The organism is Sphingomonas echinoides (genome assembly GCF_029623395.1).
In the GTDB taxonomy this organism is placed as follows: domain Bacteria; phylum Pseudomonadota; class Alphaproteobacteria; order Sphingomonadales; family Sphingomonadaceae; genus Sphingomonas; species Sphingomonas echinoides_A.
In genome coordinates this window covers 51,899-63,409 of sequence record NZ_JAPYKK010000024.1, presented here as the reverse complement: position 1 = coordinate 63,409, position 11,511 = coordinate 51,899, and the positions used below count along the sequence as shown (strand labels likewise).

Annotated in this window: 8 protein-coding genes and 1 pseudogene; 2 read left to right on the top strand and 7 right to left on the bottom strand. The window is 67.1% G+C overall.

Annotation, left to right across the window (positions count from 1 at the left end; translation table 11 throughout):
• A pseudogene (locus QBJ92_RS14060) lies at positions 1-333 on the bottom strand (hypothetical protein); the annotation flags it as partial.
• A gap of 50 nt (positions 334-383) precedes the next feature.
• Entirely contained in the window at positions 384-1,382 is a 999-nt protein-coding gene (locus QBJ92_RS14055; RefSeq protein WP_277970330.1) for a L,D-transpeptidase family protein, read from the bottom strand.
• Between the two features lie 94 nt (positions 1,383-1,476).
• Between QBJ92_RS14055 and QBJ92_RS14050 the strand changes: the two genes are divergently transcribed.
• Positions 1,477-2,148, top strand: a complete 672-nt coding sequence (locus QBJ92_RS14050; protein WP_277970329.1) for a hypothetical protein — start codon at positions 1,477-1,479, stop codon at positions 2,146-2,148.
• 87 nt (positions 2,149-2,235) lie between these two features.
• Here the strand turns inward: QBJ92_RS14050 and QBJ92_RS14045 are convergent, their stop codons facing one another.
• From QBJ92_RS14045 to QBJ92_RS14030, 4 genes are all read right to left on the bottom strand, one after another.
• A complete protein-coding gene (locus QBJ92_RS14045; protein ID WP_277970328.1) occupies positions 2,236-3,732 on the bottom strand; it encodes an OprO/OprP family phosphate-selective porin in 1,497 nt (498 codons plus the stop codon).
• Between the two features lie 336 nt (positions 3,733-4,068).
• On the bottom strand, positions 4,069-8,115 hold the full coding sequence (locus QBJ92_RS14040; protein WP_431358409.1) for a translocation/assembly module TamB domain-containing protein: 4,047 nt from the start codon (positions 8,113-8,115) through the stop codon (positions 4,069-4,071).
• A 122-nt stretch (positions 8,116-8,237) separates the two neighbouring features.
• Positions 8,238-10,229, bottom strand: a complete 1,992-nt coding sequence (locus tag QBJ92_RS14035) for an autotransporter assembly complex protein TamA (protein WP_277970326.1) — start codon at positions 10,227-10,229, stop codon at positions 8,238-8,240.
• 55 nt (positions 10,230-10,284) lie between these two features.
• The gene (locus QBJ92_RS14030; protein WP_277970325.1) at positions 10,285-10,497 is read right to left on the bottom strand and encodes a hypothetical protein; all 213 of its coding nucleotides are present in this window, start codon (positions 10,495-10,497) and stop codon (positions 10,285-10,287) included.
• A 182-nt stretch (positions 10,498-10,679) separates the two neighbouring features.
• On the opposite strand from QBJ92_RS14030, the gene QBJ92_RS14025 reads away from it, so the two are divergent.
• Positions 10,680-10,868 (top strand): hypothetical protein, encoded by a 189-nt coding sequence (locus QBJ92_RS14025; RefSeq protein WP_277970324.1) that lies wholly within the window; start codon positions 10,680-10,682, stop codon positions 10,866-10,868.
• A gap of 15 nt (positions 10,869-10,883) precedes the next feature.
• On the opposite strand, the gene QBJ92_RS14020 is transcribed toward QBJ92_RS14025, so the two are convergent.
• Positions 10,884-11,510, bottom strand: coding sequence for a S24 family peptidase (locus tag QBJ92_RS14020; RefSeq protein WP_277970332.1), 627 nt, complete (start codon positions 11,508-11,510; stop codon positions 10,884-10,886).
• Between the last annotated feature and the right edge of the window lies 1 nt (position 11,511).

The window sequence follows — 11,511 nt, the reverse complement described above, 5'->3', positions numbered from 1 at the left end:
TTGGCCCTGATAGTTCGGGTTCGGGCGCTGATTGGCCGATTGCCGGCAATCGGGCGGCAACGTCGGCTGGATCGAACTATAGCGTCCATCCATCGTGGCGATCGTCACGCATTGGCGGCGACTGGCGTTCCACCAGTTGGTGTAGCTGCGATCATCGCCTTGCTGGCCACCGGTGTTGACGTAGCCGCGCCGTTGCAATTCGCCTTCCGCCTGACCGGCGCGGGCGCCGACCATGTCCTCAAGGCCGGTTGACTGGGCGTTCGCCACGCCGGGCAACCCGATCGATACCAAGAGTGCAGCGCTAACGATCGTTGAGCGTCCTAGGCTCGACATGGCAATTCTCCCTGTTGATCCCAATAACAGTGGGACTGGTTACGAAGATTTTACGGTCGTGGAACAACAGCGTCCATGATCGTCAGCGGTTCCCCACCGCTGGTGCCGACTTGCGATTGCGTAATAAGGATCGTCGTTCCCGGCCGAAGCGCGGCGCGCACTGGCTCGTAGAACGCGCGGGGTAAGCGGAGCCGGTTGATGACCGCTTCGTCGAGCGCGCGTCCGGCTTCCTCTTCGTGCCCCGGCAAACCGATATAGACCCAGCGCGGAGCCCCGTCGGCACCGGTGGTGAGCGTGATCACGTGGCTGCCGGGATCATCGTCGTCGACTTGCGCCACGCTGCGGCCGATCTCCACGCCGCCCCGCATGACGACCACCTGCGCGTCAGACTTCGACACGATGATCGTCATCGGCCCGGAGGATGCGCGATCCGGTTGCCAGGTGAATTGCTGTCCGTCCAACAGTTGCCGGTCGACCGGTCGGCCCTTGGTATCGAAGGGCGCGAGCAGGCTCGTACCCGAGCTGCGGACGTGGGTGGCGGCATCGCCGTTGATGACCACGGTCGCCCCGAGCGACGTGATGCCGAACAGCTCTTTGGAAAAGCCGTAGGGCAGATGCACGCAGCCGTGGCTCTCGGGATAGCCCGGCAGACCCCCGGCGTGGAGCGCGACCCCGTCCCACGTCAGGCGCTGCTGATAGGGCATGGGTGCGCTGTTATATTTGCTCGAACGGTGGTTCGCGTCCTTCTGCAGGATCGTGAACACGCCAGTCGGCGTCTCGTGCCCGGGCTTGCCGGACGACACCGACGCGACGCCGATCCGGACACCATTGCGATAGACCGTCGCAAGCTGGCGGGACAGGTCGACATAGACCAGCACTTGCCCGGCGGACGCGATCCCCGGCGCCCACACCCACTGCCCCGGCTTGAGGCGATCGGCCATGTGGACGAACTCGGTCGCCGAACTCGCCGTTGCGCCCTGCGCGACCGCCGGGGAGGACGCGCACGCCATCCAAACGGCAATCCCGAGCGATGCTATAGACCGTCGCATCTACGTTTCTCCTGTCTCCCCTCCACCAAACCGCCTCTTGTCCGGAAGTGCAAGACCCCGTTGCGAGCCGGATACGGTTCGCCCATGATACGGCATGGATTTCATGAAGTGGCTCAATTCGCTGGACGAACTCCTCTATGAGGTGATGAGCTGGCTGCTGTTTTTCCCGATCACGCTGTGGCGGGCGACGTTTCGGCCGATCGTCATCATGACCGAGATCGACGCCGAGGCCGCGTTGCCGGAGGACCAGCAATATTCCTCCGTCCTGAGCCCGCCGTTGTTTCTCGCGCTGTCGCTGCTGCTGTCGCATACGGTCGCGACGGCCTTGGGGCAGACGGACCTGATCATCGCCAACCACCACGGGCTGGCGGATCTCGTCAACGACAACGCAAGTGCGTTGGTCCTTCGGGTCGTGGTGTTCGCCGCCTTCCCGCTGTTTCTGGCGGCGCGTCTTATCCGGCGCAGCGGGGTGAAGCTCGATCGCGCGACGCTGCAGCAGCCATTCTACGAGCAATGCTATCCCGCCGCGGTCTTCGCGCTCGGTCTCAGCCTCAGCGCCAGCCTCGGTGCCGATCATCACCAGTCGCTCGCGACGTTTGGCCGCTGGCTCGCCGTCGTGACGCTGGTGAACTACTGGATCGTGGAAGCGCGGTGGTTCGCGAAGGTTCTGGGGATCGGGTATCTTCAGGCCGCCGGAAACGTCCTGATCGGTATGCTGGAAGGTGCGGTCTTTCTGTTCTGCGTCGGGTATCTGTTCACCCGGTAACGCCCGCGACCCTATGATGCGGTCGATACTTGCCCTTTCTGCGGAGGTCGCGCGGTGCAGTCCGCGCGACCTCCCGAGAATGACGGGTTAGAACGTCACCCCGACCCCGCCCGTCACCGTTTCGCCGGAATCACCGCCGGTAAACGCGCCGGCGCGATTATCCGTATGCCAGCGGATCACGTTGAACTGGAGACGGATCACGCTGTCGAGATACCAGTTGGTCCCCGCCGTTGCCGCCCAGCCCGTGCCGCCCGTCGCCAGGCTGGCATAATCGAGGTTTTCGTAGCGCGCGGTCAGCTCGATCGCGCCGGGGCCGCCTTCGAACACCGGGCGCAGCACCTTGGGCTGCGCGAAGGTGCCGAGGCGGGGGTTGTACGGCGGCAAGTCCCCGGTCAGGAAATAGCCGGTCGACAGGCTCCACGCCTTGCTGACGAAATCCGGACGCCCCGCATTCAGGCGTGCGTGGCGCTGGCCCGCTTCTGCCATGACCCACAGCGGCCCGACATAGCCGCCGACTTCGGCGCCGTAGCCGGTCGTCCCCGTGCCACCGACCAGCGTCCCGCTGCCGACCCGAAGCGTACCATTGAAGCGCCCGCCGATGACCGTGTTCCGCGTGAGCGAACCAGGGCCGACCGCCAGCTTCTCGTCAAAGCCCCACAGCCCGAGATGGAGCAACGCGCGATCGCTCTTGATCGGGTTCCAGTGCGCACGGCCCATCACGGTGCGGCTATCGCCGACCACCTGGCTCGCATCGACCGAATCGCCGCTGATCGTGACGGACGCGTGTCCGGTGCTCCAGAACAGCCGCGGCATGAATGCGATGCCATAGAAGCCGCGTTGCGGGATGATCGCGGTCGCGACGACGTTGCGCTCGAGGAACGGCGGCGCATCCGATCCGCCCGAGCCCTCGAAGCTGCGATCGTTGAACATGTTGCCGAAGCGAACGTCGTAGGACAGCTTGCCGATATCGTTGCGCCAACCAACGAACATCGTGCCGACATCCGACACGTTGTCGGCAAAGTCGTTTTCGAACTGATAGAAGAAGTGCGGCCCGACCGCGCCTTCGATCCCGATCCGCAACGCGCGCGCGCCGGTCGTGGTGATGTTGCGCGCGTCATATCTGGACCCGAAGGTGGAGTTGACGTGGTTGATGATGCGGCCGCGCATCTTGAACAGGAACTTGCCGTCGGCGGACCGGAAGATCGGCAGACCGCCGCGCCATTCCGTCTTGACGCCCGCGGTGTTCATCGCGGCGGCACGCGCCTGCGCGACCGTCTGGTCCGCAAGACCCGGGGCGATGATTTGGGGGGCGAACGATTCTGCCAGACCGTCGTCATTGGCGGTCTGCAGACGACCGGCGAGCGGGACCGCTCGCATCGGCGCGGTGGTCGGCGCCTGTGTTACCGTCGTCGGCTGCTCGCCTTCGATCTTGTCGAGGCGGGTGCGTAGCGCGGCGATCTCGTTCGCCTGCGCGCGAACGAGCGCGGCCAGACCCGCCTGATCGGGCGAAGCGTTTTGGGCAAGAGCGGGCGTGGCGAGGATGAGCACGGCAAGTGCAACCCCGGCCCTTAGAGGCGTTTTCAAAGATTAAATCCTCTATGCCATCGTCCCGCGTCGGCTGTTTCCAGCAGGACAGGACGATGTGTCTTGCGATGAGACGGTTGATCGATATTTTTAGTATAGGAGAGCCGCGCAAGACCGACGGATAGGCACGCGATTTCTTCTTTGTCGCTGCGATCGCATCTTCCGCGACGGGCAGCGCTACGCGCGCGTGGGCGCATTTCAGACGACGCTGATTAGGCTGATCTGCGGCCGAGCGGTGCACGCCCTTGCGAACCGGTTCACAACGCGGGCGAACGACCTTGCCGATCGCAGGCCGCCGTAAAGCATGAGGAGAGCGGCCGCGGCGCTACCCCGCCCTCAATAATCCTTGGAAACCCGCAAGTTCGCGCTTTGCCGCCCGAGCGTTGAGATCGACGACAGCACCGACAGCCAGCGCGTCACCTGGAACTCGACCTGCGTGGCGGAATAGCCCGCCCCGTCCGTCACGATCTCCGCATAGAAACGCCGGGTGATATATTTGCCCGCCGCCACCGAGGTCCGCTGCCCGGTTTGCGGGTCGGCAGAGACGATGCGCAGCCGGTCGAGCCCCGCCACGCGCCGCACCGCGTTGATCGGGTCGAGCCCGCCCTTGCCGTTCTGCAACGCCGCCACCGCCGACGCGAGTTGCAACGCCTCGGGCGCGGACAGGTTGGTGATCGAGGTGCCGAACAGCAGGCGCGACAGCAACTCATCCTGCGGCAGCGCGGGCGTGCTCGAGAAGGCGATCTCGGGCTTGAGCGCGGGCCCGGTCACGTTGATCGTCGCGTTCAATCCGGTGGTGCTCGCATTGGCGGCGATGTCGAGCGCGGGGTTGGCGGGAACGTCGCCGGTGAACAGGATCTTGCCGCGTTCCAGCGCGAAGGTGCGTCCAGCGAAGTCATAATTGCCGCGTACTAGGTCGGCGCGGCCCGAGATCGCGGGATTGTCAGGGGCGCCGCCGATCTGCAGGTCCGCCGACCATTCGCTGCGCAGGCCGAGCCCTGAGACGATCAGCTGGTTGGGCGCGCGCGCATGGATCGCGAGCCGCCACGGAGCGGGCGCGACGTCGTCGTCTTCGGTCCCGCCGCCGGGGATGTTGATTTCGCGGATGTTGAGCTGCGGCACCGCGCTCGCCGCGGTCGCCTGGCCGAGCCGGTAGCGGCTCTTGTCGAGGCGGAGTTCGCCCGAGATCGTCCCGCCCTGCTTGTTCGACAGGAAGCGCAACGGGCCCGTCACGGTCGCGCCGATATCGTCGCGCGCGATCATTACCGCATGGTCGGCCTGGACCGACAGGTCGAACCCGCTGTTCGCGCCGAAATCGAACGCGCCCTTGCCGACGACCTTGCCGCCCTTGCCCGCATCGGCGGTGAAGGTGTCGATCGTCAGGCGCGATCCGCCGAACTGGCCGTTCGCGACGACGTTGGTCAGCACGGTGCCGGTCGTCGCGCTTTCGATCCGCGCGCCGCGCGCCTGGACGACGCCCTTGATCTGCGGGTTGCTCACGCGCCCGCCGACATCCGCGCCGATCGCGACCGGGCCGGTCAGGTCGAACAGCTCGATTCCCGTGAGCCGCCACAGCGTGTCCGCGGCGCCGTCGTAGCGGAGTTGCGCGAACACACCCGCTTCCTCCACGCGTTTTGCCAGATCGGTCCCGGCGGGGAGGTTGAGCAGCAGTTGCGCGCGCCCGACGGTCTTGCCGCCGGTCGCCGCGACCGCGCGCGCGGCGATCCGGTCGGCCGACAGGATCCCCGCCACGCCGACGTCGACCGGGCGCGAGGTCAACACCAAGCCTGAACGGGTGAGCCCGCGGACGGTCATGTCGATCCGCCCCGTTGGCGGGTTCGTCCCGCCTTGTGCATAGGATAGGCTCCCCGATGCGCTCCCGCCCAGCCCCAAGCCGGGGTAGCCGATGTCGAGGATCGCGAGCGGCATATGCGCGACCTTCGCGTCGATCGCGTTGGCACCGCGGGTGAACCGGCCCGACAGTTGCGCATCCCCGCCGGCAAAGGTCAGCGCGGTGGTGGCAAGCCGCCAGCCGTCTTCGCCATCGCGGGTGAACACCGCTGGCGTCACCAGCTTGATCGGGCGGCGGTCGAGCGTGCCCTGCGCCGAGACGGTATAGCGATCGGGCGTGACCTGCGTCACCGACTGGATATCGAACGCGCGCCCGCCCGATCCCGCGATCGACGCGGTGATCGTGCCGACCCCGCCGCGCAGCGACGCCTTGCCGCCGAACCGCGCAAGGACGAGCGATCCGCGCCGCAATCCGCCGCCGGTCAGCGTCGCTTCGATCGTGGTTCCCGCCGGATCGAGCACGGTTACTGCATCCAATCGCGCGCGTCGGACCGTGACGCCGTCCGCCAGCGTCGCGGCAAGCGCATCGAGATGCGCCTCGATCCGCTGGTTGTCGCCGACCGGCGCGAACAGGAGCGCCCCGGTCACGCCACCGCCCGCCACCGCGAGCCGTCCGTCGAACCCGCCATCGACGATCGCGAGCGGCCCCGACAGATGCGTCCCGCTGACCGCGAGATCCGCGATCGCAATCGTCCCGCCCCCGCCCTTGGGCAACAGGATCGCGCCATTGCCGGTGAACGGCCCGAGCCGCGATCCGCCGCTTGCGGTGAACGCAAAGCCCGCCTCGGTCGGGTCGAGGTGCGCGACCACGTCGCGCAGCCCCAGCGTCTCGTTGGGCCGCTGGAACACCAGGTCGATCGTCGGCCGGTCGATCTTGCCGTCGAGCTTGAGCGTCAGCGGGCCATAGGTCTGCTGCGTCCCCGTCCCCTCGAAGTGGAACGTCCCGTCGCGCCGCCGGATGCCGTTGCCGGTGATGCGGATCTGCGGGCCGGTCAGCACCAGGTTATTGAGGTGCAGCACGCCGTCGGTAGTCCGTTCAAGCCCGGTGACGATCCGCGGCAACCCGCCCGCGAGCGAGCGGAAGAAGGCGTTGTCGAGTCGGACCATCTGCGCGGTGCCCTGTCCCATCACGCGCGTGCCGTGTCCGTCCAAACCGGGCACGACCTTGAGCACCGTCGCGACATCGACGATGCCCAGACCGGGGATCAGATAGCGCTTCAGCCCGCCGTTGAGCGCGATCTCATACCGTCCGTTGCGCAGGTCGAGCTGCAGATCGAACCGGCCGTTGAGCTTGTCCGAGGTCAGCCGCATCGCGTTGCCCGTCACCGTCGTCGCGGTGACACGGAGCACGCCCTGCATCGTGAGATTGCGCAGGATCCCGCCCGCGACGTCGCCCACCCCGGTCACGCGCTTGGCGACGAACCGGATCGGGACCAGCACCGGCGTCTTGGACAGGCGTCCGCTGCCCGCGGCATAGGCATCCTCGAACCCGGTATCGTCGAACGCGAACCTTTTGGCGGCGAGCCGATAATCGAACCGCGCGGTGGCGAACGCGCCATCGAGCAGCACGCGCAGTTCGATCGCGCGGCCGCTCATGTTGCGGAACAGTCCGCTCGGGCGCAGCAGCACGGCGTGGAGCCGGACGGAGCGGAACGCGTTCGCGGCAAGATCGAGCGTCCCGTCGCCCGTCAGGTTCAGCGACCCCGACCGCAGCGACAGCGTGCCCTTCAACTGGCGATCGACCAGCGTCGCGCTGCCATGCGTCAGCACGCGCGGCGTCGACAGGGTCTGCAATTTGCCGTGCGACAGCGGCGCGGGGATCAGCACGCCGTCGAGCGCATAGGTTCCTGCGCGGTTGGTCAGCTTCAGGTCGACCAGCCGGACCGTGCCGATATCCGCGATTGCATGGCCATCCCATTGCTTCCACGTCCCGCGCCCGGCGATATCGAGCGCGATCGGCCGGGCGAACCCCGCCAGCTTCGCGAGCACGCCATCCGCCCGCCCACGCGCGTAAGCGGCGACGTCGAACATGTTCCGATCGGGGGCGGCATCCAGCTTGAGCCGCAGCGTATCGCTGCCCGCGACCGCCGCCTTCAGGTCGATCAGCGCACGGCCATTGCGGATGTCCGCCCGGCCAGCGAGACGCCCCACGCGTTCGGTGCCCGTAACGGCCTTCGCAAGGACGAGCCGGTCCACCGACAGCGATCCGATCCGGATGTCGAACGACGGCAGGATCGGCGCCTTCCGCGTCGAGGGGATCAGGTCGGGCAGCCGTTCGAGACGCGCTTGCGCGATGTGCAGGCGCGTGATGTCGAGCCGGTTGTGCACCCATCGCAACGGTGCCCAGTCGAGCTCGGCCCGGGGCGCGGCGAACACCAGCCCGCGCCGGTCGCGCACGCGCACGTCGATCAGCCTCGCCTTGCCGTAGATCGACCCCTCGATCCGCCCGATCTGGTAGCGCAAGCCGTTCGCGGGACGCAGCGCGGCGATCCGGTCGGTCAGGAAACGGTGGCCGATCCCGGTATCGAGCATCCCCACCAGCGCGACCGCGAGCAGCACCAGACCGACGATAGCCCCCAGCACGATCCGCCCCCAATGCCGCCGCTTTGGCACGGCAGCGGGGGTCTCGATCGCTTCGGGCGGCACCGGCTCGGTCAAAACGCCTGTCCCAGCGAGACATAGACCGCGACTCGCGGATCGCCCTTGACCGGGTTGACCGGCGTGCCGACGTCGATCCGGATCGGGCCGAAGTTGGTGTAGTAGCGCACGCCGATCCCGGCGCCGTAGCGCATGCCGGTGAAGCTCGGCAGCGCGCTGGTGTAGATGTTGCCGCCGTCGAAGAACGGCACGATGCCAAAATTGCCGAACGCCTTCACCCGCGCTTCGATCGAGAATTCGGAAAGGCTGCGCCCACCGATTGGATCGTTGTTGGGATCGCGCGGGCCGATGTCCTGATAGCCATAGCCGCGCACCGACGCGCCGCCGCCCGCATAGAAGCGCCGGGACGGCGCGATCGCATCGCGCGGCGCGCCGACGATCGTCCCCATGCGGATGCGCCCGGCGAGCACGGTGCCCTTCGCCACGCTGCGATAGGTGCTCGCGTCGAGCTGGACGCGCGAATAGCCGAACACGTTGCCCTGGAGCGACAGTTCGGGCGAGAAGCGCCCGCTCAGACGGAACCCGCGCGACGGGTTGAGCAGATCGTCCGACCCGTCATAGGTGAGCGTCGAGGGCAGCGCGCCGATGAAATAGGTCCGCCGCCGGGGCGCGCCCGTCGACAGGATCACGTCGCGCTCGTCCGATGCGAGCAATTCCCCGCCGAGCGACCAAGTCCATTTCTTTTGGAAGAAGATGTTGGTCTGCCGCTCCAGGCTTGCCGCGAGCCCGAAGGTGCGCGCCTGATAGGCGTTGCGCTTCAGGTTCGATGCGGTGATCGACCCGGTCAGGATCCGGTCGCGGCCCTTGAAGTTGTTGCGGCGGAAGATGACGCTCGCCAATTGCTCCTGCGTGCCCAGCACCCCGCGCAACGTCAGCCCGCCCTCGGGCGGGAACAGGTTGCGGTGCGTCCAGCTCACTTCGGATCGCGCCCCTTCGCCGGTGCCGTAGCCAATTTCGCCGGCAATCGTGTGCGGCGGCGCGCGTTCGACCCCGACCGCGATGTCGACTGTGCCGGGGGTCTTGCCCTCGACCGGCTCGACCTTGACCGTCGACACCAACCCAGTCTGGATCAACGCCCGCCGGAGATCGACCAGCGCGGAGGCGTCGTAAAGGTTGCCCGGCGTAAAGCGCGCGATTTCCTGCACGTGATCCGCATCGAACACCTGTTGCCCGGACATCATGACGACGTGACCGAACCGCCGCTCCGCCCCCGGCACGACCGCGAGATCGAGCGTCGCGGTGCGCGCCGCGCGATCCACGACGATCGCCGGGTCGGCGATCACGGCGAACGGGAAGCCCTTGTCGGTGATCGTCGTCGTCAATGCCGTTTGGCCAGCGACGACGCTATCGGAATTGACCGGATCCCCGGCGCGCAACCGGAAGGCGTCGCGCAGCAACGCTTCCTTGTCGCCCGCCGCAGCGAGGCCGGTCAGCGTTACGCCGCTGAACGTGTACAGGACGCCCGGATCGACATCGAGCACGACCAAAGGGCGAACCGCATTGGGTTCGACTCGCGTCGCGACGCGCGCATCATAATAGCCGTCCGCCTTTAACAGCGACGTCAGCAGCGTTGCATCCTCGCGCGCGCGGCGATCGAGCTGGGCGGCATTGGCGGGCTGGCCGTCATTCACCCGCAACGTCGACAACTGATCGAACCGTTCGCGCAGCAGCGTACTGGCGACGTTGTCGATTCCGTCGACGCGGTAGCTATAGCGAACTTCGCCGGTCAGCGTGGCAGCGCTTGGTGCCGCCACGGGCTCGGTCGGTGCCTTTGCTAGATCCGGCCAATCGACGCCGAGCCCCGGCAATGCTGCCATCGGCGATTGCGGGTCGAGGGTTTGGGGTTCGGTAGGAATCAGGACCGGCGCGGCGACCGAATCGGTCTGCCCCGCTGCCGGACGCACCTGTGCAACCGCCCCCGGACACCCCACGACAAAGACCCCGACGGCGGCAAGCAACTGGCCCCGTCGTCCAACCGGAAACGACATGGCCGCCCTCCTAGCCCGGCAATCCACGAAACGACAGAGGGGTTGCCGATCCGGCTTAGTGGACCGTGCCGATCGCGCGGTCGGACGAAAGCCAGCCGATCAACCGTTCGATCTGCCGCCAGCGGCAGAAGTGGAGATAATTGCCGAGGTCCCGACTGCGGTCCGCGCGGGCAGCGGCTTCGGTCCGCGCGCCGGTGCCGAACATGGTGATCAAGTCGGTCGCGTCGGTGAACTCGGCGCGGTCGGCAAGGTAGGGAAGTTGCTGCATTCTGGCTCCACAAAGTCCCGAGGCAACGCAAGAACCACCTGGAACTGGGGGGCGCCTACCAACTCTTGTCGGCCACGTCACTGGTCGGCAACAGGTCATTTTCCGGTTCCTGTTCCGATTGATCCACGCTTCCCGCTTCGGGACGCTGGTGTCTGCGTGCGGGACATGGCAGACGCACGATCATGCCTGCTTCCCGCCCGCCCCGCTCGCCGCTTGCCGGTGGCTTCTTGATTGCGCTGGGTGCGATCGTCGGTGTCGCGGTCGGCCTGTTCACGCCGCTCGGGCCGACGCGCGGGTTTCTCGCGGGGTTAGCGGCGGGGATCGCCATGTCGCTTGCGATATGGCTGCTGGATCGCAAACGCGACGGCTGAATCTACGGCAGCGGCTCAGCGCAAGGCGCGCGATAGCCAGACGACGCGGCCGATGATGACCGCGTCAGAGGTGACGATGTCCGGATAAGCGGGATTGTCGCTAGAGACGACGATGGCGTCCTCCTGTCGGGACACGCGCTTGACCAGCAACTGGCCGTCGTGTCGCACCACGAAGATCGCCGGACGCGGCCCGATCGTGCGGTCGCGTTCGTCCACCACCAGCGCGTCGCCGTCTGCGATCGTCGGCACCATCGAATCGCCCCGCGCGGTCAGCATGCTGGCATGGGCCGGAGCCAGCCGCAGATCGGCCAGAAGCCGCGGATCGAGCAGCATCGTACGCGCATCGTCGCGGCTCTCGGCACCGTCGACCATCGCGCCGGGGCCTGCGGACGCCTCCACCGCAAGGCGTCGGATCGCGGCCATGACGGGCGCGGGCTTGCCCCCTAGTTCGCTCTCGTCGATGCGGAAATAGGCCGCCAGCAACGCCCGATCGCGCTCGGCGAGGACACGCGGCGTACCGCGCCGGACGAATTGCTGAAGATACGCATCGTTCCGCCGCAGCATTCGCGACAGCGCCGCATACCCCACGCCATGTTCGGCGATCAGAGCCTCCAGCCGTGCGCGGGGATCAAGCGTACTCATG

What these genes read in the sequence shown, in the direction of transcription:
- QBJ92_RS14055 (WP_277970330.1), bottom strand. Translation starts at nt 1,382, where the DNA reads ATGCGACGGTCTATAGCATCGCTCGGGATTGCCGTTTGGATGGCGTGC.
- QBJ92_RS14050 (WP_277970329.1), top strand. Translation starts at nt 1,477, where the DNA reads ATGGATTTCATGAAGTGGCTCAATTCGCTGGACGAACTCCTCTATGAG.
- QBJ92_RS14040 (WP_431358409.1), bottom strand. Translation starts at nt 8,115, where the DNA reads ATGCTCGATACCGGGATCGGCCACCGTTTCCTGACCGACCGGATCGCC.
- QBJ92_RS14035 (WP_277970326.1), bottom strand. Translation starts at nt 10,229, where the DNA reads ATGTCGTTTCCGGTTGGACGACGGGGCCAGTTGCTTGCCGCCGTCGGG.
- QBJ92_RS14030 (WP_277970325.1), bottom strand. Translation starts at nt 10,497, where the DNA reads ATGCAGCAACTTCCCTACCTTGCCGACCGCGCCGAGTTCACCGACGCG.
- QBJ92_RS14025 (WP_277970324.1), top strand. Translation starts at nt 10,680, where the DNA reads ATGCCTGCTTCCCGCCCGCCCCGCTCGCCGCTTGCCGGTGGCTTCTTG.
- QBJ92_RS14020 (WP_277970332.1), bottom strand. Translation starts at nt 11,510, where the DNA reads ATGAGTACGCTTGATCCCCGCGCACGGCTGGAGGCTCTGATCGCCGAA.